Below are 25,399 nucleotides of genomic sequence, written 5' to 3'. Positions count from 1 at the left end.
GCCATGCAGGTGCTGGTGCACGGAAGCGAACTGGCGGCGGCAACGGCCAGCGCCGCTCTGGCGAGCGTGGGTCACCGTGTCTGGTGGTGGCCACATGAGGACATGGACTGGGCTGCCCTGGAACGCGTCGACTGGTTGAACAGTGAGCCAGGCCTGCGCGAACGTCTTGATCGCCATCGGGAGAGGGGCGATCTCACTCTCATCGAGGACCTCGAGTCACTGCGGCGCATCGATATCCACTGGATCGCCGTCTCGCCGGACCAGCGCGAAAGCGCGCTGAGCCGTGTCGAGCAGCTGGTGGTGACCCTGGATGAGCCGCTGGTGCTGGTCAACAACTCGACCTTCCCGGTGGGCACGACCGAGCGTTTCGAGGCGTTGCTGCCGCGTGACGACCAGTACGCCGTCGCCTTGCCGGACATGCTGGAGGAGGGCCGTTCACTGGCCACCTTCGAGCGTCCGGCCCGCTGGTTGCTGGGCAGTGAAGCGGAACCTGCCACCCTGCGGGTGCAGGAGCTGCTGCGTGCCTTCAACCGGCGTGAAGATGTCTTCCAGATCATGCCGCGCCGCGCCGCCGAACTGACCAAGCTGGCCATCAACGGCATGCTCGCGACGCGTATCAGCTACATGAACGAAGTGGCGGGTCTGTCCGACTCCCTCGGCGTCGATGTGGAATATGTGCGTCAGGGCATGGGCGCCGACCCGCGTATCGGCTTCGGCTATCTCTATCCGGGTTGTGGGTTCGGTGGCCCGAACTTCTCGCGTGATCTGATGCGTCTGGCCGATGTCCAGCACCAGACAGGGCGGGAATCGATGTTGCTCGAGCATGTGCTCGACATCAACGAGGCCAAGAAGGAGACGCTGTTCCGCAAGCTGTGGCAGCACTTCGATGGTGAATTGCGCGGTCGTACCGTGGCGATCTGGGGCGCGGCCTTCAAGCCGGGTACCGCGCGTATCGACCATGCGCCGGTCTTGACTCTGCTTGAGGCGCTGTGGGCCCAGGGCGTGCGCGTTCGCGTGCATGATCCCGCGGCCTTGTCGGCGCTGGGGGAGGCCTGTGGTGCGCATCCGTTGCTGGAGCTGGTCGATGGCAACATGTATGACGCCCTGGAGGGCGCTGATGCCCTGATGCTGGTCACCGAGTGGAAGTGCTACTGGAACCCGGACTGGCAGCGTCTGAAACGTGAACTAGGCGCGGGTCTGGTGCTCGATGGTCGCAACATCTTCGACCCGCGTTACGTGGCAAGCCAGGGACTGGTCTATCGCGGCATCGGCCGCCGTGCCAGCCCCTGATGGGCAACTCGGTGGGTCAGTCTCACGGGCTCTGAAGTTGATGTTCTCTCAGACTGACGCTCCTTCAGGCTGACCCTTGCGTGCTCAGTATGCAAAAGCCCTCATCCGGTTCCGGATGAGGGCTTTCTGTCGTGGGGCTCAGGTTTGAAATCTAGAGCGCCACGCTTTTCATGATGACCGACAGGCTGTCTCAGGCTCAGGGCTCGAGCACGAACTTGCCCACGTGGCCCTTGCTCAGAAACTGCTGTTGGGCAGTGACGATCTCGGTCAACGGGAAGCTGGCCGCGATCAGCGGGCGAATCTCGCCTTGCTCCACATAGCGGATAAGATTGGGGAAGGTGGCTTCACACCAGGCAGTGGTGCCCAGCAGGTGCAGGTTCTTGAGGTAAAGATCGCGCAGGTCCAGCGTCACCATCGGGCCGGCGATGGCGCCGGTGGTCACCAGACGGCCGCCACGCGCAAGCAACTTCATCATGACCGGGAAGTTGTCGCCCGCGACGTTGTCGACCACCAGGTCGACGCTTTCGTGGCCCAGCAGCTCGAGCAGGTCGGCCTTGCGGTCCAGAAGCTTGTCGGCGCCAAGTTCTGCAAGAGCCTCATGCTTGGCGACGCCCGCCACGGCATACACCGTCGCGCCGCGGCGCTTGGCCAGCTGCAGAGCAGCGGAACCGACCCCGCCCGAGGCGCCCAGAATCAGCACACGCTCGCCCGCCTTGAGCTCTGCCTGTTCGAGCATGTTCTCCGCCGTGCCGTAGGCACAGGGCAGGGAGCCAAGCTCGACGTCGCTCCAGTCACAGTCCACCGCGAACACTTCACTGGCGCGCACGCTGACGAATTGCGCGAAGGCGCCGTCGAAGTCGGAGCCCATCCATTCATTCTCCAGTGAGTCCCAGCCCTCGCTGCGCATGCAGGAGCGTACCAGCACGCGCTTGCCCAGCAGGCTGGCATCCGCATTCGGGCCCAATGCCACCACCTCGCCACAGCAATCCGTGCCCTGTATCAGGGGGAAGGGCGTCTCTCCCTTCCAGCCACCTTCCGGCGGCGCCGGCTTGTCGGTCGTCGCGTCTGCATCCGCGTTGTCATGCACGCTGCTGGCCTGTTGGGTCGCGGTAGTGATCGTGGAGGAATACCAGCCCAGACGCGTATTGATCTCGGTGTTGTTCATGCCAGCCGCCAGCACCTTGATCAGCACCTCGCCTTCACCGGGTGTCGGCACCGGGCGCTGCTGCGTCTCGAGGCATTCATAACCCCCATGGCCGGTGGTCACGATCGCCAGCATGGAGTCGGGCAGTGAGGAGGTCGAGGTGTCAGTGGGCATCGGTATTCCCTTTTTTCCAAGTATGTATTTCAGGCAGTCAAAGAATGCATTTCAAGCAGTGTGTGCCAACAATGTCGTCGAGTCTCTTGTCGTCGAATCCCTGTGAGCGATCAAGGGTACGCAACGAGGTAGAGCATACGTTCTCCTTATCAGTCATTAGGTAGGGGCACCGCCGTCATTTGCAAGTCGACAGACGAGGTTCTTCTCCTGGTGGTGCATACAGCGTAGCCAAGCCTTTCGTGTAGCAGGCTCGTGGCTGGGTGACGTTGTCTTGAACGAAAAAAACCCCGCCAGGTGGCGGGGTTTTCAGAGCGGGGCATCCAGGCGTCATATCAGGGTGACGTTGAATGCCTTGGCTCAGCTGGAGTCTCGAGCGGTAAACGACTCGGCCTCCTGAGGCTAGCCAATCTCGATCTAGCCAAATTCAATCTGGAAAAGCTCAGGCTGCGAAGTTCTGTGCAGCGAATTCCCAGTTGATGATGTTCCAGATGCTTTCCAGGTACTTCGGACGCGCGTTGCGGTAGTCGACGTAGTAGGCGTGCTCCCAGACGTCGACGGTCAGCAGAGGAGTCTGACCAGACTTGGCGATCGGGGTGTCAGCGTCGTCAGTGTTGACGATTTCCAGCTCGCCCTGGGCGTTCTTGACCAGCCAGGTCCAACCGGAACCGAAGTTGCCAGCGGCGGAAGTGTTGAAGGCTTCCTTGAAGTCAGCAACGGAGCCCCACTTGGCCACGATGGCGTCTGCCAGCGGGCCGGACGGCTCGCCACCACCATTCGGGGACAGGCAGTGCCAGTAGAAGGTGTGGTTCCACACCTGAGCTGCCTGGTTGAACAGACCACCCTGGGCGCTCTGGATGATCTCTTCGAGAGATTTTTCTGCGTCAGCAGTGCCTTCGACCATGCTGTTCAGCTTGGTGACGTAGGCTTGGTGATGCTTGCCGTAATGGTACTCAAGGGTCTCGGCAGAGATGGTTGGCTCGAGTGCGTTCTTTTCGTACGGCAGTGCTGGAAGTTCAAATGCCATGGGGATCAGCTCCTTTTCCTCACCAATTGGGTCGTACTCTGCCTTCGTGGGGCTTGGGGCTGAGTATTTCAATGCCTGACCTGCCATCGCGCGATGGAAGAGGGTCAGACAAGCACAGACTCAAGCTCCGCGACCAGTATCACTCCCGGCCCTGAAACTGGCCACCCGCTCAGGCAGCGGGCAAGGGCGAAAGTGCATGACTCGCCGTGCATCCTTCATGCCGTGGCTACGCGCATGAAATGTGCAATCAGCGTGAAAAACCTTGTGAATCCAGATAGCTACGAAGACAGAGGCTGCGCGTATCGCAGTGTCTGGCACTATAGCACCCAGACACCGACAGGCCAACGCTGGTGGGCACTGACCGCGGGATCCTCTCAAGCGTCTTGTAGGGCTCACGTTCATTGCCAGACTTTTGCCACATTCCTGCCACTCTGCCCACGATGACGGGCCGTGGCGGGAACCTGATGAGATGACCGAGGTCAGCTGTTAGACTCGATTTCCTGTACGTGAACCGTGACTTATCTTTTGCAGAACCTGCATGACTGTATTTTTATACAGCAAGGCGAAAAAGCGCACTTCCGGTCGTCTTGCGCCGCCCTGAAGATGCTGCGCTGAACCTTTCGCTGCTGATCGTTTGCCGGACCTGGAGCCAGAATGCGGCCGCACAACGCTGAACCGTCTCTCAATGACTCACCGGACGATGCGCTGGTCGCGCGTCCCGACGATGCGCTTGGCGTGCATCACACCCGTCCCCCCGCGCCCAGACGCTGGCCGACGTGGCTTTGCCTCCTCGCCCTGGGGGGCGTGGTGGGCTGGCAACAGTGGCAGCTGCATGACCTGCAGACCCTCGGGGGCGATCAACGCGATCAGCTCGGCGCGCGTGTCAGCCAGCTCGAACGTTCCGTGTCCCAGCTTGAGCAGCAGGGCGATGAGCGCCTGAGCGAACTGCGTGATGCACTGGGTGAGCAACTCAGCGCCCTGGACAGCCAGTTGAATGACACTGTCGTGCCGGCGCTGACCACCCTGCAGGAGGACAAGGCGTCCCTGTCGAGTGAGGCCGTCGCGCGCCTCGAGACACTGGAAGACAAGGTGGCGAAGGACGCGGATGGCGCTCAAGAGCGTCTGACCGCCATGGACGAGGCGCTTGAACATCTGGATGGTCGCGTCACGACGCTTGCCCAGACAGATGACAATCACGCGACCCTGATCACGGCGCTGCAAGGCTCGATGGCGGCACTGGAATCCCTCAGCCGTGATGGCCGTGCAGCGCTGGGCGCGCGTCTGGATGCCCAGTCGGCCACGCTTGAGCACCTCGAGCCGCTGGTGGACAAGACCTCCAGCACCCTGGACGCGCTGGCTACCCGCATCGAGAGCTTGCAGAGCGATATTGAGAACAATAGCGCCGAGCAGTTGGCCTCGCTCGAGACTCGCCTCACGGCACTCAAGACGGACCTGGCCACGCAACAGACCCAGACGCGTGACTTGCAGCAATCGCAGCAGCAACTGAGCGAGACGCTGAAGGCACTGCCGGAGCCGGTGGCCGCCGCTGATGGCGATGAACTGGCCATCAAGCTCAAGGGCCGTTTCGCGCCGCTTGACGAGCTGGCAGCGCTTGAAACCGCGCAACGCTCACTGGACTCCCAGCTGGGTGAGCTGCGCCGTCAGCAGACAGCGCTCAGTGCCGGTCTGGAGGCCAACTCACAGGGGGCGTCAGAGGACACGCGAGAGCAGTTGCGCTCGCTGGATGCCAGCCGCCGTCAGCTGAGTGGCCGTGTCGCGTCGCTGCTGGGCCAGGTATCTGAGCTTGAGCAGCGCGTCAGTCGACTGGAACGTCGCTGAGCCGGCGCAGCATGGATAGTAAGCAACGAGATATGGCGTGGTCCGCCACTCTGGCGGGCCATGTGACACGCCCCGTGATGACCGAGCGCCGCACGACATGATGAATGGGAACGATGGACAGTGCTTTCCACCAGCACTCAACAAAGGACGAATCATGAGTGGCGACAACAAAGAGTCTGCTCGAGCGACCAGGACGCGCGGTTTGCCGCATCGCTATCTGACGCCGCTGATCGTGTGTGGCGGCCTGTGCTTCGCGCCGCAGGCGCTGGCGATCGATGCCGCCGTCAAGGGCGTCAAGGGCGCGACGGCGACCAATGTGGTCAACTTCCTGGCCGGGATGACGCTTGAGGGCGATGCACCGGCCGAGCGCTATGAGGATGAGATCATCCGGCGCACCCAGGAAGCCCTGCAGGCCTTCGGTTACTACGATGCCCAGATCACGCTCAGCTATCCCGAGAAGGGGCTGCTGGGCGGCGATGATGTGGTCGTGACGGTGGATGCCGGTGAGCCGGTCACCATCGAGAGGCTGGAGCTGCGACTCGAGGGCGACGCCGCACGCGACAAGGTCATGAAGAAGGTGCTGGCCGACGCCGACCTCGAGGAAGGCGATGTGCTGCGTCACTCTCGCTATGACAGTCTCAAGTCGACCCTGACGTCACTCAGTCTCGAGCGCGGCTATTTCGACACCTCCTTCTCCCAGCAGCGCATCGAGGTACGCCCCTGGCTGCACTCGGCACGCATCTATCTGGTCATGCAGAGCGGTCAGCGCTACCGCTTCGGCGATATCACCTACCTCAACAGTCAGATAGAGCTGGATCGCGTCAAGGCCATGCAGCCGTTCGAGACTGGCGATTATTACGAAGCCGGCAAGTTGACCCAGTTCAACCAGCGGCTGAGTGAGGCCGGCTGGTTCCGCTCGGCCGCGATCAAGCCACAGCTCAACCCGGGCGCCGAACTCAAGACCACCAGCCCCGACAGCGAGATCAAGACCTCCTATGCCGAGGCACAGGGCTATGAGGGGTCATGGCTTGCCGATGTCGAGAGAGCTGAAGTTGAGGGTACTGAGGGCGAGCAGACGGGGGATGAGAGCCGCCGCGCTGACGCCTCGTCACCCTCGGACACGACGGCCTCTGCTGCGCAGGCCACCGTGGAGGCTGATGACGCTGGCTCCGCTGTGGCTGGCGCTACCGTAGCCGCCGGCAACGACACGCCGGTGCTGACGGGCGATGCATTGGAGGCAGCGGTCAAGACGGCCAACGGCCCCATCATCCCCGTGGACATCAGCCTGATTCCCGCTGACCGTCACAAGTTCGAGACCGGTATCGGCTACGCGACGGATGTCGGGCCACGCCTGCAGTTCAGCTGGGAGATGCCGTGGGTCAATCGCTATGGCCATAGCCTGACCAACAGCCTGTTCCTGTCCTCACCGGAACAGACCTTCGAGGGCGAATACCGCATGCCGCTCGAAGACCCGCTCAAGGATAGCTATGTCCTCGAGTACGGGATGTCGAACACCGATGATGAAGATACCGAGAGTCTCGAGACCACCGTGCGCTTCACCCGCGAGTGGAAGTTCGACAATGGCTGGACCCAGCGGGTGTTCTTCGGGTCCACCTATGAGGACTACACCCAGGCGGACGAATCCGGAGCCGTGCTGCTGCTGTATCCCGGCGTGAGCTGGAACCGTACCCGCACCCGTCCCAAGACCTTCCCGATGTGGGGCGACCGCCAACAGCTGACCTTCGAGTACGGCGATCAGATGTGGGGCTCGGACGTGACCTTCCTGCGCTCCCAGTTCAACACCAACTGGATACGCTCCATCGGCGACAACCATCGTTTCGTGGCGCGCATGGGCGTCGGCCACGTCGATACCGACAACTTTGATGACATGCCGCCCTCGATGCGCTTCTTCACCGGGGGTGACAACAGTGTGCGTGGCTATTCCTACGAGACACTCGCCCCGGAAGATGATGACGGCGATCTGGAAGGCGGTAGCTCGTTGCTCACCAGCAGCCTGGAATACGATTACCGCCTGACCGGCGACTGGTGGGGCGCGACCTTCTACGACGCCGGTAACGCCTTCAATGGCTGGGACGCACTCGAGCTCAAGACGGCGGCCGGCATGGGGATTCGCTGGATCTCGCCGGTGGGGCCGATTCGTCTCGATATCGCCCATCCCTTCGATGACGATGACAACGATTACCGTATTCACTTCTCGATCGGGCCGGAATTCTGAGCGGGCCGCGTCTCTAAAACGAGTGTCGTGCGGATCAAGCGCCAGCAAAGGACCATCAGCTGAGCGAGTGAGCTGATAAAAAAGATATGGAGATGTTGGAATTGTCTAATCCCTATGTACGTCGGGGCGGCCTGGTCATCCGGTTGCTGATATGGCTGCTCGTGTTCCTGATCGGGCTGACGATGCTGCTGGTCGGGGGCGTGCTGTCCCCGTGGGGCACCGGGCTGGTGCTCGATCAGGCGCGCTCGCGTGGCTTCATCGATTATTCCCAGGCCTCCGGCTCACCGCTGGAAGCACTGTCGCTCAAGGACGTCTCGCTGGATCTGCCGGGGCTGGCCGTCAATGCCGACTCGCTGTCGTTGGCCTGGGGCGAGGACTGTCTGCTCAAGGGCAAGCTGTGTCTCGAGTCGCTGGAGTCCAGTGGTCTCGCGATCACCCTGAGCGAAAACGGTGCCAGCACTGAGCCGGAAGCGGAGAGCGGTGAGAGCCTCAACGTGCCCATCGTGGTGCCGATTCCCATCGAGGTGCGCAAGGTCGCCATTGATGACTTCGCCCTGGCGCTGGCGGATGGCAGTCGCGTCACCTTTGATCATTTCCATACCTCGGCTGCGCTGTCAGTGAGTACGCTGACGCTGGGCGAGACACGCCTGATCACCAGTCGTTTCATTCCGGCCGATGCCGCCGCGGCTCAAACGGCGTCAGATGCCGTCAGTCTCGAGGGAGTGAGCATCACGCCTGAGGCTCAGCAAGCGGCAAGTGCAGTGGTCAATGCTCAAGTCGTGGCGTCTCAAGCCGAGAGCGCCGCCAAGGCCATCTCGAATAAGACCGTCACTGATGACGCCGCAGAAGTGTCTGGCAAGACTGCCGCTGAAACCACGGATCAGACAGCACAGGCCGGACGCATCGCCTTGCCGGAAGTCTATATTCCGCTGACCATCGAGGTTCCCGATCTCGCCATTGAAGACTTTGCGCTCGAGGGGCCAAGCCCGTATGAGGTCAGTCGCCTGTCGCTGGCGCTCAAGGCGGAAGGACATGACATCACGCTCTCGCGTCTCGAGGTCGATTCCCGTGACGTGAACGCCGATCTCGTGGCGCAGGTCACCTTGAAGGACGAGTATCCCCTGAGCGCCACGCTCAATGCCGAGACCCTGATTGATCCCGTGCGTCATGAAAAGCTCCGCCTGACTCTGGAGGGTTCGCTGGCGGATCTTGAAGCCTCTCTCAAGGCCGACGGTCCGCTGGCCGCTGAGCTGGTGGCGAGCGCGGATGTACTGGACAACGATCTGCCCTTCGAGGCGCGCCTGAGCTCCGAGCGGATCACCTGGCCCTTTGCTGCCGTCACTGATGCCTCTGATGACACCTCCGCTGATGCGCAGAAAGGCGCTCAGACAGCGACCCAAGCCAAGGATGGCAAGAATACGTCCGGCACCGCTGCCGCTGCCTCCTTCACGCCTGACTATAGCGTCGAGAATCTAGCGCTGGTCGCCAAGGGCTCACTGTCGGGGTATACGACCACGCTGGACGCCATCATCGAGGGGCGTGACATTCCGCGCGCCACCTTGTCATTGGCAGGCGACGGCGATCTCGCGCATTACCGCTGGCAGCCGCTCAAGATCGCGCTCAAGCGTGGCTCCGCGACCACCCGTGGCGAGATTCACTGGCAGGAAGGTATCCAGGTCGCCGCCGAGCTGGCCCTCGACAAGCTGCATCCCGAAGACTTGCTGCCGGCCCCGACCGGGGGCGGTCAGAAAGCCGTGCGTGGTGAGCTGAGCGGCAATCTCGTGGCCAGCTTCCAACAGCCGCAGCAAGGACCGTGGGCCGTCGATGTCAGCAAGCTGGATATCCACGGCACCTTGCTCGAGCGTCCGCTCACGCTGACCGGCAAGCTTTCAGGCAATGCCGACATGCAGTGGGACGTCAATGCGCTGGAGCTGCGCCAGGGCCAGAACCGTCTGAGCGCCAATGGCAAGATTGCCAAGACCATCACTCTGGCGGCCAACATCGATTTCCCGGCGCTCTCGACCCTGATGCCGGATATCGCGGGTGAGCTCAAGGGCAAGATCGATGCCTCGGGCACGCTCGACAAGCCCCAGCTGGCCAGCAACTTCAGCGCACGACGCCTGCAGATCGGTGAGAACCGTATCTCCGACATGGCGCTGTCGGCCGGGGTCGATGCTCGCAAGCGGGGCATTGATGACCCGGCACTGGATATCGCCCTGAATGCCGATGATGTCAGAGCTGGCGGACAGCAGATCGCGACGGTTGCGCTGACGCTGGGAGGCTTCCTGAGCGATCACACCCTGCAGTTCGATACCGAGATGGCCGGTGAGATGCCGCTTTCTCGTCTGGGACTGACCCTCAAGGGGGGGCTCGACAAGGCGCGTGAGCATTATCGTGGTGCACTGTCTCCGCTGACGGCGAATACCGACTTCGGGGACTTCAACTTCGACACGCCGGCGAGCTTCGATGCCAATCTCGCCAAGGGCAGCGTGCTGGTGCAGCCGTTCTGCCTGAGTCGCGAACAGGGCGGCCAGATCTGTGTCGCCGAGCCCTTGAGCGCGGGCAATGACGGTCAGGCCGTGGTGACTCTTGAGGGGATTCCGCTGGACATGGCCCAGAGCGCCATGCCGGAGAGCTGGACCATCGGCGGTGCCACGGGCGGCAAGATCACGGCAAGCTGGAAGCAGGGTGGCCAACGCTGGAATGCTGACGCGGAGCTGGCGGGCAAGTTGACGCTGGCCGGCGAAGACGCCGACGGCAATGCCTGGTCACTGCCCGAGACCACCCTGCAACTGGCGCTGGAGGCCACACCCGACAAGGCCGATCTCGATACCCAGATTCGCCTCGACAGCGCTGGCGGCATCGGTCTCACCGCGTCGGTCCTCGACCCGGCGGGCGCAGGTCAGCTGGATGGCTCGCTTGCCATCCGCGACATCGACCTCTCGCCGTATCGTCCGCTGGTGGCGGGCATGACCCAACTGGAAGGCAAGCTGGCGGGTGATGTCGAGGTCGGCGGCAATCTCAGCCTGCCGTCGTTGACCGGCCCGATCGCGCTGACCGGCGTCAAGGTCCAGGGCGAAGGCCTGCCGGTGTCGCTGTCGGATGCCCAGTTCACCGTCGACTTCGATGGCAATAGTGCCGATATCGATGGCTATCTGGTGGGCAATGATGCGCGCTGGGGCATCGATGGCGAGGCGGCCTGGCCGACGCTTGAGGACTGGACGGCGTCATTGAACCTCGACGGTGCGAAGAATCCGCTCGAACTGCATATCGCCGGGATCGGCCGCATGCGCGTCGCGCCGGATCTCGAGATCAATGCCAGCCCCACGCTTCTCAAGCTGCGGGGTGACGTCAAGGTGCCGTGGACACGCATCGAAGTGGACCAGGTGCCGCCGTCTGCCGTGTCACCCTCCAGTGACACCATCATCATCGAGCGTCCCAGTGATGAGGACACCTCCAACCCGGCCGAGCTTGCCGATGGCAGCGATACTGCCAAGGCGCTCAATGAGGCCGGCATGGCGTTGGATGTGCGTATCGGCATCCATATCGGACCGGATGCACGCCTGGAGGCGATGGGGCTGAAGACCAAGCTCAGAGGCGATCTCGATGTGCGTCAGTCCAAGGGCGGCGTGCAGGTCTTCGGTGAGGTCAATCTGGTCGACGGAACCTACAAGAGCTTCGGACAGGACCTGCAGATCAGCAAGGGGCAGGTCTTGCTGGCCGGACCGCCCTCGAGCCCGCGTCTGAATATCGAGGCGATCCGTGATCCTGACAACACCGAGGACGACGTGACCGCAGGGGTGCGTGTGACGGGACTTGCCTCGTCACCCAGCGTCGAGATCTTCTCGGACCCGTCGATGGATGAGTCCTCGGCACTGAGTTATCTGCTGCGCGGCGAAGGCCTGGACAGCGACACCAGCAGTGACAGTGCGGTCACGTCCGCCTTGATCGGCATGTCACTGGCGCAAAGTGGCCAAGTGGTCGGCCAGATCGGGGAAACCTTCGGCGTGCGTGACCTGAGTCTGGACAGCTCCGGCAGCGGGGATGACAGCCAGGTGGTGGTCAGCGGCTATATCGCCCCGGACCTGAAGCTCAGTTACGGCGTCGGGCTGTTCTCGCCGATCGCGGAACTGACGCTGCGCTACAAGCTGTTCCGCAATCTGTATGCCGAAGCGGTGTCCGGCACGGCGCAGGCCGTGGATCTGCTCTACAGCTTCTCGCTGGGTCGCAGCGAGCTGGCGCCCAGAGTCGGCAAGGACAGATGACACGTCAGGCCAATTGATTGCCACAAACTCAGCCCCCATCGACAGGTTAGGTGGGGGCTGTCTCGTTATGGAGGGGGCATTTCAGAGGTGCTAGTTTCGCTTATGCTTGAGAGCTCAAGCGCACGCGCGTCAGCACAAGACGCTGACGGTCACGCAGTGCAGCAACGCTTGATCTTCTTGCCGCTGCCACAGGGACACAGGCTGTTGCGCCCCGGCGTCAGTGTATGCCACTCGGCATCACCGTCGACATAACGCCAGTGATGGCCATCGTGATGAAAGCGGCTAAGTTCCTGCAATTGTTGGAACTTTCCCTGCTCGAAGAAGGTGGCATGAAAGCGTACCATGCCGGTATCGGCGTCTTGTCCGCTGTCCAGAATCTCCAATGCCAGCCACTGCGGGCCAGCACCTTCGAGATCGGCGCGTGCCGGGCAATGGGCCGGGTCCCAGCTGTCGATCAGAAAGTCGGCGAGCGACAGGCAGAAGGCACTGTAGCGGGCGCGCATCAATTGCTCGGGGCGTTCGGCGCGGGTGATGTCAGCATGAATCGGCTGACAGCAATCGACGTAGCGTCGCGCCTGGGCGCTGTTGGGCTGACAGGGGCAGATCTTGGGGGGCAGAGATGACATCATTGAACCTATACACGATTGCACGACGCGACACAGGAGAGAGTCCGCCATGTGGATAACGGAAGATAAGCAGACCATTCCTTCAGCGCAGGACAGCTTGCCAGGGCGCAGTGAAGCGGTTCGCATCAGCGGCGTTCATCACGTCAATGGCCGCTCGATTGTACCGCCGTTCGACAGTGAGTGTGAGGAGATCGTGCTGGGACTGGGCTGCTTCTGGGGAGCCGAGCGCCTCTTCTGGCAGCTGCCAGGCGTCAAGGTGACGGCGGTCGGTTATGCCGGCGGCCATACGCCGAATCCGAGCTATGAAGAGACCTGCACCGGCAAGACAGGCCACACCGAGGTCGTGCGTGTGATCTTTGATCCGACGGTGATCGGCCTGCCGGAGATCCTGCGGGCCAGCTTCGAGGCCCATGACCCGACCCAGGGCATGCGTCAGGGCAATGACATCGGCAACCAGTACCGCAGCGCGATCTATTACACCCGCGAAGACCAGCGCGCCATCGTCGAGAAAAGCATGGCCGACTACCAGCAGGCGCTGGACCAGTCCGGTCTCGGCCGCATCACCACCGAGGTCGCACCGCTGCGCGAGTTCTACTACGCCGAGGAATATCACCAGCAGTATCTGGCCAAGAATCCGGGCGGCTACTGCGGCCTGAAAGGCACGGGAATCAGTTGCCCCATCGGCTGACAGCTCGGCAGTCATGACAGGCAGGGCATGCCGTCATGAGCCTGTTGGTGACAGATTGCCGCTGAGAGACACGAAAGCCTCATGGTCGCCGCGCAGTACACGGCCGCCATGAGGCTTTGTTCTTTCAGAAACAGCTTTTGTAAGAAACCGCTATCGGTCAGATGTGGCGAAGCACAGTGTCAGCGGTAGCGCTGTCGATCCTGCTCGGCTTCTGCAAAGCGATCGATCCACTGCACCAGGGCACCATCGCCGGTGACGTTGCACGCGGTGCCGAAGCTGTCCTGCGCCAGATAGAGCGCCATCATCAGGCCGACGGCGGCGGCATCGAAGCCCAGCAGGCTCTGCAATACGCCCACCGAGGTCATCGCGGCCCCGCCGGGCGAGCCGGGCGCGGCAATGATGGTCACGCCCAGCGCGGCGATGAACGGCAGAAGGGTGGTGAGCTCGGGCGTTGCCAGTGAGGGAGTGACCAGCATCACGCCAATGGCGCACACGGTCAGCGTGATGGCACTGCCGCACATGTGGATGGTGGCCAGCAACGGCACCGCAAAGCTCGCCACGGACGGCGAGATGTGATTGAGGTGCATCTGGCGCACGGTGACCGGAATCGTGGCCGCGGAAGACATGGTACCGGCGGCGGTGAAGTAGGCGGGCAGCATGTGGGCCAGCGCCTTCATGGGCGAGCGGCCGGTGCTGGTGCCGCTGGTGACGTAGAGCAAGCTCAGCCACAGCCAGTGCAGGGTCAGCGCCAGCAGCAGGATCATGCCGAAGCTCTTGAGGGTATTGGCCACCGTGCCGGCGATCGTCATCTCGCAGAACAGGCCGGCGATATAGAACGGCAGGGCAGGAATCAACGCCTTGGCGATGAAGCGCTCGACGATGTCGCGGCCGCCGTCGGCCAGCTGACGCATGCCGTCATGCTCGGTGGCGGAAATACCGATGCCGAACAGGAAGGCCGTCACCAGGGCGGTGCTGATATCGGTCAGCGGCGGAATATCCAGCGTGAAGTAGGGGCTCAAGTGCTTGATGGCATGACTGACCGGCAGCTGGTCCTGTTGCACGATATGCGGCACGACCTCCAGCCCGACGATGCCCGCCAACAGTCCTGCCAGCGTCGTCGAGGCATAGGCCAGCACGATGGTCAGGGTCAGCAGACGGCCCGAGGAGCGCTCGAGACGTGCGATCCCGCTCATGATGAAGAACAGGATGATCAGCGGAATGGCGTATTCCATCAGCTCACCGAACAGTACCTTGAAGGTCAGCAGGGCGCGTATCAGGGATTCGGGAGCCCATTGTCCCAGCAGTATGCCAGCCACGATGCCGAGCACCAGGCGAAAAATCAGGTTCATTATCAGGCCAGTAGAGTCTTGAACGTAGGATGGGCGCGCAGTCTACCATTCTCCCTGAATCGTGACAGTGATCCGTGTCACCCTTCACACCATACATCCTTTATACCGTTATCATTTTTAATGCTCTAAATTAAGCTATCCCAAAACGCATACGGTCGTAGTCAGGGCTCAGGGCTTCCCACCTGATCTGAGGGTGGGAAGGCAAGCAAGGGTGGGAGAGACGAAAAGAGGCGAGGAAAGCCAAGGACAAGAAAGCCAAAGAGGGGAAGCGTGTTGGCGCCTGAGTGGCGAACAATGCCGCCAGTTCGATGCAGGCAGCTCAGTGCGCTTCGCTCTGCACCTCGGCCTGCGCTTGCGGCTTGGGCAGCCCGCTCCAGGCATCCAGCTGCTGACTGACACGGCGAGCCAGCCAGGAGCTCAGTCGCCCACGGCGCCATTCGACGAAGCCGACATGCCCACCGCGCTCACTGAGCTCGATACGCACGGCCTCGGAAGGTTGGTGGAAGCGTGCGAACAGATCGCGTGGCATGAAGGGGTCATCCAGTGATTGCAGTATCAGCGTCGGCAGTTCGATCTCGCTCAGCAGACGGCCCGCCGAGGAGCGCGTGTAGTAATCACTCGCCGAGGTGAAGCCATGCAGGGGTGCGGTAACTTCATTGTCATAGGCCCAGAAACTGTTGAGCTGCGTAAGCTGATGCGCTCCGATCGAGATGGGTAGCGGGCCATTGGCAAGCTTCGCCGCCACCTTGGCCTTCAAGCCCTTGAGCAGATGGCGCTGGTAGAGGCGCGAGAAGCCCTGATTGAGCACGTCCGCGCTGGCCGCTAGGTCCAGCGGGGCGCTGATGGCGATCGCGCCGGCCAGGTCCAGACCATCACCGCCTTGCTCAGCCACCAGCTTGAGCAGCATGTTGGCGCCCAGCGATACGCCACAGGCGACCTTGATGGCGTGCGGATAGCGTCGCCCCAGCTCGCCGAGCACCCAATAGGCGTCTGCGGTATCTCCGCTGTGATAGGCGCGTGGCAGGCGGTTGGGAGATTGCCCGCAGCCACGGAAATGCATCATCACCGGTCGCCAGCCCATCCGGGCGGCTGCATTGAGCAGCTCACGGGCGTAGGGCGAGCTCAAGTCACCCTCAAGGCCATGAAACAGCACGAACAGGGGCGCATCGTCGCTCAGGGCCGTCGTACGCTCCCGCTTTTCATGACCGTCACTGATGACCCAGGCGAGCTCGACGAAGTCACCATCGGGGAGATTGAGAATCTCGGTGCGACGACTCAGGGGCGCGCGGGGCAGAAATCGCGGCAACAAGGTCTGGACATGGCGATTGCGCAGGCCAAGGGCAGGGCGAAACTCTGACGTGAAGATGGAGTGCGGCATGTGAGGTAGCTCCAGTGGCAGGCCAGGGCGATGACGTTGGTGGTCGGGTGATGGACATGCCCTTGATGGCGGTGGCCTACAGCAAGATCTGACAGGAATTTCTGCACGGATATCGTTGGCATCATTTCACTTGGCGACGCCAATCGCTAGTCGCAGTGCAGCATACGCATCGACGCCAACGGTGATAGCTCGACCCTGGATCACATTATTGGCCTGGTGCTCGAATACGCCGCCCCGGGATACGCGACAAAAAGCCGCCATCGGCACAGGGCCCATGGCGGCTTGAATCAGGCGTGTGACGGCAAGCGTCACAGCGAAAAGGCCCAGACAGTGTTGTGACAGGCCTGATTACAGGCCAGTCGCCAGGCTGCGCGTCAGATTGAGAGCGCCGTCTGCAGTGATGACCAGATTGTCCTCGATACGCACACCACCATGCGGTGCCAGCGCCTCGACCAGCTTCCAGTCGATATGCTCACCGCGTGCATCGTTGCGCAGCGGCTCCAGCAGCATGGGAATGATGTAGCAGCCCGGTTCGATGGTGATGGCCATGCCGGTCTCGAGCACACGCGTCAGGCGCAGCATCGGGTGACCTTGCGGCGGCTGACGGATGTCGCCGGTGGTGTGATCAGGAATGCGACCCGCCACATCATGGACTTGCAGTCCCAGCAGGTGCCCGAGGCCATGCGGGCAGAAGGCTGCCGTGATGCCTTGTGCGACCTGTTCCTCGGCGGGCAGGGACACCACGCCCAGTTCTCGCAGCAGCTCACCCAGCTCGCGATGCATCTCGAGGTGCAGGTCGACGTAGTCCACCCCGGGCGCGAGCCTTGCGATCAGACGCTTCTGCAGCGCCTCCACGCCCTCGATCAGCGCGCGATAGAGCGGCAGCGCATCATCGCCCGCCCAGCTGCGCGTGATGTCAGAGGCATAGCCGTGCACGCTGGCGCCGGCATCCACCAGCAGGCTGTGACGGGCGGCGGGGGCCCGCAAAGCATAATGCTGGTAATGCAAAACCGCGGCATGCGCGTTGAGACCGACGATGTTGCCGTAAGGCACATCCGATTCCCGTTGGCGCGACGCGCCAAGATAGGCCAGCTGGATATCGAGCTCCGCGCCGCCCTCCATGAAAGTGCGCCGGGCAGCCAGATGGCCACGCGCGGCGCGCAGGCTGGCTTCTTTAAGACAGGCGATCTCGAATTCGCTCTTGCAGACGCGTCCCTCGTCGAGCTGGCGCACCAGGCCGACCGGGTTGGGCAGTGCCTCAAGTTCGCTGACCACCTGCGGCTGAAGCTCGGCGATCTCGCCCAGCAGCGCCACGCGGCCCTCGGGACGCTGTGGCAGTGTCGGCTTGCGCAGATGGACGATCTCGAACTGCTCGGCCCAGGGCGCAGTGTCCGGCGTCGGCAGACTAGGTGACAGATGCCAGAAGTCATCGGGGGCATAGAGGTAAAGTGTCGGGCGCTCGCTCGGGCGAATCACCAGCCAGCTATCGCTGAGACCCGCCATCGGCACCCAGTGCAGGAAATGGGCATGGGATTTGAAGCTGGCATCCTGATCGTCGGCGAAATGCCGCTTCGGTTTGCCACTGTGCAGCACGATGGCGTCCATATCATGCTGCTGCATGGCAACTTCGTAGCCGGATTGCAGCGCCGCCAGATGCGCACGATGTGCCGCGGCGTGGGTGATAGTCGGGTCGTTGAGCTGGCTGTCAGACATCATGTTTCCTTGAAAACGGTCGGCACGCCTGACCTGGAGGAGTGAACGTCAATGGCGTGAGGTGATGGAGAATGTAGGAATGAAGGGTAAAGCGCCGCTGAGTCGGCGCCGTCGACCCTCCTGCCCGGGTGACTCACGAGAAATGGGCTTCCAGCTGGTGCCAGAGTTCACTGACACTGTCGTGGCGCGGCACGCGCGGGCGATACAGGCGGATATGAAGACTCAGGTCCCAGCGCGAGTCACCGGCACGTACCAGCTTGCCGCTGGCGATTTCCTCTGCGGCCAGACGCTGCGGCAACCAGCCGATGCCATAGCCCTGCAACACCAGTGCCTTGATGTTGGCCGCCTGGATATTCTCGTTCATGGTGACCAGATGCGCCTGAATCGGGACCTGAGCGAGATGGGCCATCAGCGAGGTGGCGATGACGGCGCGCGGATGCGGGCTGATGAACGGCAGCGGATTGCGCCGCGTGCCCGGCAACTGATGGCGAGGATTGCCATCCGCGCCGGGCGCGCACAGCGGAATGAAGGTTTCTTCGCCGACCACCAGGTATTGGTAACTGTCCAGCTCAAAGCCCAGGTCCACACGTGCCTGAGGCCAATAGCACAGCGCCAGATCACATTCGCCGCGATCCAGACCGTGGAAATAGTCGGCCGCCAGCCAGCCGGTGGCACGCAGATAGGGCAGCACCTGTTCACGCAGCTGAAGCTGATCGAGCCAATCGGGCAAGAAGTGGGATACCAGAGACTGCGGTGCCCCCAGCGATATCTTGCTGGCTTGCTGCTGGGCCATGTCCTGCAGGCGTTCGCGTGTGATGCGCACGCGCTCGGTGATCTGCTCGCACAGCTGGAGAAACTCGTCTCCGGCGGGAGTCAGCGACAGCGGCAGGGTCTGACGATTGATCAAGGTGGTGCCCATCTCCTCTTCCAGCAACTTGATGCGGCGGGAAAAGGTGGGCTGAGAGACATTCTGTGCATCGGCTGCCCGCGAGAAATGTCGGGTCTGAGCCAGAACGATGAAATCTTCGAGCCAGCGAATTTCCATGTAATCGGAGTGCCTCGTCGGCCTGGGAACAGGCCATGTCAGGAGGTCGGGCGCACATCTCTTCGGACGTGTCACACCAGAGTATCTTGGGGATGCGTCATCGGGGCCCGGTGCCACGCTGAATTTTCTTCTAAGCATCGTGGGCAATGGCGCCAATTGACCTGTTGGTCAGTAGCGGATGTGCGAAATCTTGCCCACACAAAACGCGAGATGCAATCGTCAATGAGCGCAAGACGCAAGGTTGCCGATGACAATGGCAACCTTGCGCGGTCTTTCCTTGCTTGGGGCCGGAAACACAATGATCGATGGCGCCCATCACATCGCCGTCATCACTTTCGTCACTGCCATCACATCAGTCGATGCGGCCTTCTTCCACGGCGTGGCAGGCGACCTGACCGGTGTCCGTGGCGATCAGGCGCGGAATCTCCGTGCGGCAACGCTGATTGGCATGCGGACAACGGCCATGGAAGACACAGCCCGAAGGCAGATTGACCGGTGTCGGCACCTCGCCCTCGAGGCGAATGTGATTGGGCTTGTCATCGTGCAGCCGCGGGATCGCCGACATCAATGCCTGGGTGTAGGGGTGACGCGGGCGGGCGAACAGTGAACGGGTGTCCGCCAGCTCGCACAGCGTGCCCAGATACATCACCGCGACACGGGTGCCGAAGTGCTCGACCACGGCCAGGTCGTGGGTGATGAACAGATACGTCAGGTTGCGTTGCTCCTGCGCCTCCATCATCAGGTTGAGCACCTGCGCCTGGATCGACACGTCCAGCGCCGAGATCGGCTCATCGGCGACGATGAACTCCGGGTCCACCGCCAGCGCGCGGGCGATGGAGATTCGCTGACGCTGACCGCCGGAGAATTCGTGGGCGAAGCGCTTGCCCCAGTCCGGGTCGATGCCCACCGAGCGCATCACCTCCTCGATCTTGTCGCGCACCTCGCCATCCTTGAGCGTCGGCTGATGGAAGCGCAGCGGCTCCTCCAGCGTCTGCTGGATGGTCATGCGCGGATTCAGCGACGCATAGGGATTCTGGAAGATCATCTGCATGCGACGGCGGTAGGGCAGCAGGTCCCGCGGGGCCATATTGTCGATGCGGGTGCCGTCAAAACGAACCTCGCCACCACTGGGCTTGAGCAGCCCCATCACCGTGCGCGCGACCGTCGACTTGCCACAGCCGGATTCCCCGACCACGCACAGCGCCTCACCGCGTTTGACGTCCAGTGTGACGCCATTGATGGCGTGCACGTATTCCTGCTTGCGACTCAGGCGTCCCTTCTCGAAGGTCAGCTGTTCGAGAAAGTCGCCGGACAACGAGAAGCGCTTCTCGAGATCACGGATTTCCACCAGGGTTTCGCCAAGCTCGGCGCTATCTACACGGGTGGAGGCCTGGGAGGAGGACTGAGCGTCCTTCAGAATTGCCGCGCTCATGCGTTCACCTCCGTGCGGTGGCTGTCAGTGGGAGTGGCGCCATTGCCGTTGGCATCGGTGATGATCGGGGTCCAGCGCTCGCCGGCCACCATGGCATCGACCATATGACAGGCCACCTTGCAGTTGCCGGAATGGGCAAAGGCCGGCACCTTCTCGAGGCAGATATTCGCCGCGAAGTCACAGCGCGGATTGAAGGCGCAACCGGCCGGAATCTTGGTCAGGGTCGGCATCGAGCCACGAATCTGGTTCAGACGGCTGCCCGGAGTGGCCATCTGGGGCAGGGCGTTGATCAGCCCCTGGGTGTAGGGGTGCTGAGCATCATTGATGATCTCGCGGGTCGGCCCCTGTTCGATGACGCGCCCGGCATACATCACCAGGGTGCGCTGGGTGACCTGGCTGACCACGCCCAGGTCGTGGGTGATCAGGATCAGCCCGACGTTGTGCTTCTCGCACAGCAGCAGCAACAGCTCCATGATCTCGGCCTGGATGGTCACATCCAGCGCGGTGGTCGGCTCATCGGCGACGATGATGTCCGGGTCCAGCAGCAGCGCGATGGCGATGATGATGCGCTGACGCATGCCGCCGGACAGCTCATGGGGGTACTGATCCAGGCGCTTTTCCGGTGAGGGAATGAAGACCTGATTGAGCTTGTGCAGGGCGATGGCGCGCGCATCCTTGCGCGAGATGCGGCGGTGCGCCTTCAGGCACTCGATCATCTGCTCGCCGATGGTCAGCACCGGATTGAGCGTCATCATCGGGTCCTGGAAGATCATCGAGATGCGGTTGCCGCGAATCGACTGCATCGCCTTGGGCTTGAGGGTGTTGAGCACTTCACCATCGAACTTGATCTCGCCGCCGGCGATGTAGCCGGGCTTGGCGATCAGATTCAGGATGGTGAAGGCCGCGACCGACTTGCCGGCCCCCGATTCACCGACGATCCCCAGGCGCTCACCGCGTTCCAGAGTGAAACTGACGTCGCGCAGGGCGCGCACCTCACCGCCTCGCATGGCGAAGCGGACGTCGAGGTTGTTGACTTCAAGTAGTGCCATTGTCTTGACTCCTCTCGGCTTCAGCCCTTGTAGAGACGCGGGTTCATGACATCACGCAGCCAGTCGCCCAGCAGGTTGATGACCAGGACCAGCACGATCAGCACGCCACCGGGGATCAGCGTGATCCACCAGCTGCCTGACTGCAGGTAGTCGAAGCCGGACTTGATCAGTGACCCCAGCGACGGCTGGGTCTCCGGCATGCCGAGACCGAGGAAGGACAGCGCCGCCTCCGAGATGATCGCGTTGGCGATCTGCACCGTGGAGATGACGAAGATCGGCGACAGGGTGTTGGGCAGGATGTGACGGAACATGATGCGACGGGAGCGGAAGCCCATTACCCGCGCGGCATCGACGTATTCCTTGTTCTTCTCCGCCAGCACCGAGGCGCGAACGGTACGCGCATACTGCGGCCATTCCGCCAGCCCGATGATCAGGATCAACAGGATCAGCGCGTAATCCGAGAAGGCGGCGCCGCCGAAGGTCGCCTTGATGATGGCGCCCACCACGATGGCCACCATCAGGGTCGAGAATGACAGCTGGATATCGGCCATGCGCATCAGGAAGGCATCGATGCGCCCGCCCAGATAGCCCGCCAGCAGCCCGAAGGTCACGCCGAGCAGTGCCTGCAGGATGACCGCGCCGAAGCCGATCAACAGCGACACGCGCGTGCCGTAGAGGATGGTGGAGAGCAGATCACGCCCCTGGGCATCGGTGCCCAGCAGGAAGGCCGGATCACCGCCCGCCATCCACGCCGGCGGCAGCTCCGAGTTCATGATGTCGATACTGGCCAGGTCATAGGGGTCAGCCGGGGCAATCCACGGCGCGAGGAAGGCCCCGAGCACCATGGCGATGAACACCAGCAGACAGGCCTGAGCCATCCAGTCACGTTTGAAGCTGTAGACCAGGTAGGACTCGCGGAAACGCTGCCAACGGCCAGGGACCACGATGGAGCTGGTCTTCGGGGTGACGGGCGCGTTGCTCGATTGGGTATTGGATTGGCTCATGCCGGTTTCCCCGCAAGCTTGACGGTGGGGTTGACCAGTCCGTAGATCAGATCGACGAGGGTGTTGGTGATCACGAAGATCACGCCGACCATCATCAGGTAGGCCACGATCAGCGGGATGTCGGAGCGGGTGATGGCCTCGAGGAACATCAGGCCCATGCCCGGCCACTGGAAGACGGTCTCGGTCAGGATGGTGTAGGCGACCATGGTGCCGATCTGCACTCCGCCGACGGTGATCACCGGCAGCATGGTGTTCTTCAGTGCGTGCAGGAAGTAGATACGCTTGAGGCCGATACCCTTGGCGCGCGCGAACTTGATGTAGTCCGACTGCAGCACTTCCATCATCTCGGCACGAATCAGGCGGATGAACAGCGGCAGCATGATCGAGGCCAGCGAGATGGCCGGCAGCACCAGGTGCCAGAGGCCGTCGGCGGTGAAGAAGCCGCTCGACCAGGTGCCCGCGACGTGCACCAGCTCACCACGTCCGTAGGAGGGCATGCCGCCATCGGTGGACAGCATGCCGTTCAGGACACTGCCCCAGGTGGTGTCGCTGGGGAACCAGTCCACTGTCACGCCGATCGCGAACAGCTGGATCAACACGATGGCGGTCAGGAAGACCGGCACCGAGATACCGATGATCGAGGTACCCATGAACAGGCGTGACAGCCAGTTGCGCGGGCGAATCGCCGCGAACACCCCGATGGGCGCCGAGAGCAGGATGATGATCAGGCTCGAGGCCATCACCAGCTCCAGCGTGGCGGGCAGGTGCTTGAGAATCACCTCGGTCGCTGGCTGCTTGTAGAAGTACGAGTTGCCGAGATCGCCCTGCAGGGCATTGCCGGCAAAACGCAGATATTGGGTGATGAAGGGGTCGTTGAGGCCCATTTCATCGCGCATGACTTCACGCTGGGCTTCCGACACGGCCTGGCCGGTCATCTCGCGCAGCGGGTCGCCCAGGTTGTCCTGGATGGCGAAGCTGATGATGCTGATCACGAACATGACCAGTACGGCGTGCATCAGGCGTTTGATCAGAAAGGCAATCATGGATCGCCACCTTCCTCGTGAACATCACGGTCTCGCGCGCGTCGGCCTTATCCATGCTGGCCGATCACGCTGGGTGTCAGGTATCCCGCCAGTCGCTGGCCTGCCATCGGGCACAGGCTCCCCAACCCATCACCGAGAGGCGATGACCAAGGGGGAAGAACAGGCGGGGGTAAGTCGTCGCGTTCAGGTCAGCAGGGCAACCAGAGAGTTCGCTTAGGCTGTCTCCGGTTGCCTGACTTGCCTGTCGCGAGGGGTGCGTGGCCAGGAACATGGCGCTGAACGATGCAAGGCGGTTCAGTGCCTGTCTCTCACTCACGCGGCGGGATCACTTCTGGTCGATGACCAGATCCCCCAGGTACGGGAAGTTCATCACGTTCAGCACCGGCTCGATGTTGACGCCATCACGCGCGCCCCAGGCCAGGTTCTGCCAGTGCAGCGGCACGAAACCGGCATCGTCGTAGACGGCTTTCTCGGCGGCCTGCAACATCTTGGCGCGCTTCTCGGTGTCGGTTTCCAGGTTGGCCTCGGTGACCATCTTGTCGACGTCCGGATTGCAGTAGTTGCCGGAGTTGTACTGACCGACACCGCTGTCGGCATCCGGGCAGAAGGTCAGGAATTCGAAGAAGTTGGCACTGTCTTCGGTGTCCGAGTGCCAACCGATCATCATCATGTCGGCGGCGCGCGCATCATATTCCGGCCAGTACTGGGCCTTGGGCAGGGTCTTCAGGTCGACCGTGATGTTGATCCTGGCCAGCATCGAGGCCACGGCCTGGGCGATCTTGGCGTCGTTCACATAGCGGTTGTTGGGCGCCATCATGCTGATCTCGAAGCCATCCTCGTATCCGGCTTCCTTCATCAGCTCCTTGGCCTTGGCCACGTCATAGCGCGGCGTCAGCTCAGGATTGTGGCCCTGATAGCCATCCGGCGACATCTGGGCGGCGGGGGTCGCAAAGCCTTTCATCAGCTTCTGGGCGATGCCTTCCTGATTGATGGCGTAGTTGACGGCCTGACGGACACGCTTGTCCTTGAAGGCTTCGACACGCTCCTGGTTCATCTGGAAGGTGATGATGCGGGTGCCGCCCATCTCGACCAGGTGCACGCCGTCCTGCTTGCGAATACGTTCCAGGTCGGTCGGCGGTACCGGCGCGATGAAGTCCATGTCACCCGACAGCAGCGCCGCGACACGCGTGGCGTTTTCCTTGATCGGCGTCAGCACGATGTCATCGACGTTACCCGGCGATTCGGTATCCCAGTAATCCTCGAAGCGCTCGAAACTGATCTTCACGCCCTGCTGACGGTCCGCGACCTTGTAGGGGCCGGTGCCGGACTCGTTACGTGAGGCGAAGGTGTTGGCCGCCTTGGCGATCTCATCCTTGGCCTTGCCGTCTTCGGTCTCACCGGAATAGAACGCGCTGTCCATCGGGAAGATATAGGTGGCGGCATTCAGCACCAGCGGGAACGGCTTGTCGGTTACCAGGTCCACGGTGTAGTCATCGACGGCCTTGACGTCGGTGAAGGGTGCGAAGATGGCCTTGAAGTCAGCACTCTTCTTGAGGCGCTCGATGGTCCAGACCACATCCTTGGCGGAGAAGTCATTGCCGGAGTGGAACTTGACGCCTTCGCGCAGATGGAAGCGCATGGTGTTGTCATCGACACGCTCCCAGCTCTTGGCCAGGCGGCCATCGAAGCCGAGGTCCTTGTTCCAGCGAATCAGCGGGTCGTAGACCATGTGCGACAGCTGCAGGGTGCCGCCGGAAAGCTGCTCGTGGATATCGAGGGTCACGGGGTCAGCGTCGTAGGCCATGCGCAGGGTGACGTCTTCGGCCATTGCCGGAGCCGCCATGGCCAATGTCGCGCTGCCGATCAGCGCACACAGGGTCTTCTTGGGCAAGAAAGACTGGAGGGCATTCTGACGGGTCATGAGCATCCCTTTGCTTGTGTAGTTTGATTGTTGTTGTGGCGATCCTGCGCGGCTGTCGAGGCAGACACGCAGGATGCGTTCTAACAGTAGAGAGTCACTTGGTCGCGGGACAATCGAAATGTTGAGTAGCCGGATGCAGGTGGTGAATAGCCTTTTCCTGACCACGCAACGTCATCCAG

The 25,399-nt window shown here is 62.2% G+C and carries 17 protein-coding genes; 5 read left to right on the top strand and 12 right to left on the bottom strand.

Translation table 11 applies throughout. The features are described 5' to 3' along the window. Positions 1 to 3: 3 nt before the first annotated feature. Positions 4 to 1,290: a nucleotide sugar dehydrogenase gene (locus AOG28_RS12775; RefSeq protein ID WP_054556680.1), complete on the top strand. Its 1,287-nt coding sequence runs from the start codon at positions 4 to 6 to the stop codon at positions 1,288 to 1,290. Positions 1,291 to 1,486: 196 nt separating this feature from the next. Here the strand turns inward: AOG28_RS12775 and AOG28_RS12770 are convergent, their stop codons facing one another. Beyond that, positions 1,487 to 2,608, bottom strand: a complete 1,122-nt coding sequence (locus AOG28_RS12770) for an alcohol dehydrogenase family protein (protein WP_054556679.1) — start codon at positions 2,606 to 2,608, stop codon at positions 1,487 to 1,489. Positions 2,609 to 3,047: 439 nt separating this feature from the next. Beyond that, on the bottom strand, positions 3,048 to 3,632 hold the full coding sequence (locus AOG28_RS12765) for a superoxide dismutase (protein ID WP_043334256.1): 585 nt from the start codon (positions 3,630 to 3,632) through the stop codon (positions 3,048 to 3,050). 654 nt (positions 3,633 to 4,286) lie between these two features. On the opposite strand from AOG28_RS12765, the gene AOG28_RS12760 reads away from it, so the two are divergent. From AOG28_RS12760 to tamB, 3 genes are all read left to right on the top strand, one after another. Beyond that, positions 4,287 to 5,471 (top strand): hypothetical protein, encoded by a 1,185-nt coding sequence (locus AOG28_RS12760; protein ID WP_054556678.1) that lies wholly within the window; start codon positions 4,287 to 4,289, stop codon positions 5,469 to 5,471. 202 nt (positions 5,472 to 5,673) lie between these two features. Further along, positions 5,674 to 7,707, top strand: a complete 2,034-nt coding sequence (tamA, locus tag AOG28_RS12755; protein WP_054556677.1) for an autotransporter assembly complex protein TamA — start codon at positions 5,674 to 5,676, stop codon at positions 7,705 to 7,707. A 92-nt stretch (positions 7,708 to 7,799) separates the two neighbouring features. Continuing rightward, a complete protein-coding gene (tamB, locus tag AOG28_RS12750; RefSeq protein ID WP_160317878.1) occupies positions 7,800 to 11,972 on the top strand; it encodes an autotransporter assembly complex protein TamB in 4,173 nt (1,390 codons plus the stop codon). 149 nt (positions 11,973 to 12,121) lie between these two features. Here the strand turns inward: tamB and AOG28_RS12745 are convergent, their stop codons facing one another. Continuing rightward, the gene (locus AOG28_RS12745; RefSeq protein WP_082388783.1) at positions 12,122 to 12,598 is read right to left on the bottom strand and encodes a YchJ family protein; all 477 of its coding nucleotides are present in this window, start codon (positions 12,596 to 12,598) and stop codon (positions 12,122 to 12,124) included. A gap of 49 nt (positions 12,599 to 12,647) precedes the next feature. Here AOG28_RS12745 and msrA point away from each other — a divergent pair, with 49 nt between their 5' ends. Beyond that, a complete protein-coding gene (gene msrA / locus AOG28_RS12740; protein WP_131432038.1) occupies positions 12,648 to 13,286 on the top strand; it encodes a peptide-methionine (S)-S-oxide reductase MsrA in 639 nt (212 codons plus the stop codon). A 179-nt stretch (positions 13,287 to 13,465) separates the two neighbouring features. Here the strand turns inward: msrA and AOG28_RS12735 are convergent, their stop codons facing one another. From AOG28_RS12735 to AOG28_RS12695, 9 genes are all read right to left on the bottom strand, one after another. After that, positions 13,466 to 14,635, bottom strand: a complete 1,170-nt coding sequence (locus AOG28_RS12735) for a dicarboxylate/amino acid:cation symporter (RefSeq protein ID WP_054556675.1) — start codon at positions 14,633 to 14,635, stop codon at positions 13,466 to 13,468. A 319-nt stretch (positions 14,636 to 14,954) separates the two neighbouring features. Next, positions 14,955 to 16,013, bottom strand: coding sequence for a hydrolase (locus AOG28_RS12730; protein ID WP_043334253.1), 1,059 nt, complete (start codon positions 16,011 to 16,013; stop codon positions 14,955 to 14,957). 348 nt (positions 16,014 to 16,361) lie between these two features. Continuing rightward, on the bottom strand, positions 16,362 to 17,726 hold the full coding sequence (gene pepQ, locus AOG28_RS12725; RefSeq protein WP_054556674.1) for a Xaa-Pro dipeptidase: 1,365 nt from the start codon (positions 17,724 to 17,726) through the stop codon (positions 16,362 to 16,364). Positions 17,727 to 17,859: 133 nt separating this feature from the next. Further along, positions 17,860 to 18,771, bottom strand: a complete 912-nt coding sequence (locus AOG28_RS12720) for a LysR family transcriptional regulator (protein WP_054556673.1) — start codon at positions 18,769 to 18,771, stop codon at positions 17,860 to 17,862. A gap of 352 nt (positions 18,772 to 19,123) precedes the next feature. After that, entirely contained in the window at positions 19,124 to 20,203 is a 1,080-nt protein-coding gene (locus AOG28_RS12715; RefSeq protein WP_054556672.1) for an ABC transporter ATP-binding protein, read from the bottom strand. After that, positions 20,200 to 21,252, bottom strand: a complete 1,053-nt coding sequence (locus tag AOG28_RS12710; RefSeq protein WP_082388765.1) for an ABC transporter ATP-binding protein — start codon at positions 21,250 to 21,252, stop codon at positions 20,200 to 20,202. Before AOG28_RS12710 ends, AOG28_RS12715 begins: the two co-directional genes overlap by 4 nt. 20 nt (positions 21,253 to 21,272) lie before the next feature. Next, positions 21,273 to 22,256 (bottom strand): ABC transporter permease, encoded by a 984-nt coding sequence (locus AOG28_RS12705; RefSeq protein WP_052384673.1) that lies wholly within the window; start codon positions 22,254 to 22,256, stop codon positions 21,273 to 21,275. Continuing rightward, entirely contained in the window at positions 22,253 to 23,299 is a 1,047-nt protein-coding gene (locus tag AOG28_RS12700; protein ID WP_054556671.1) for an ABC transporter permease, read from the bottom strand. Before AOG28_RS12700 ends, AOG28_RS12705 begins: the two co-directional genes overlap by 4 nt. 325 nt (positions 23,300 to 23,624) lie before the next feature. Then, positions 23,625 to 25,220, bottom strand: a complete 1,596-nt coding sequence (locus AOG28_RS12695) for an ABC transporter substrate-binding protein (RefSeq protein WP_054556670.1) — start codon at positions 25,218 to 25,220, stop codon at positions 23,625 to 23,627. Positions 25,221 to 25,399 lie beyond the last annotated feature (179 nt).

It is taken from the genome of Cobetia sp. UCD-24C (assembly GCF_001306765.1).
GTDB classification, from domain to species: domain Bacteria; phylum Pseudomonadota; class Gammaproteobacteria; order Pseudomonadales; family Halomonadaceae; genus Cobetia; species Cobetia amphilecti.
This window is presented reverse-complemented; position numbering and strand designations above follow the sequence as displayed.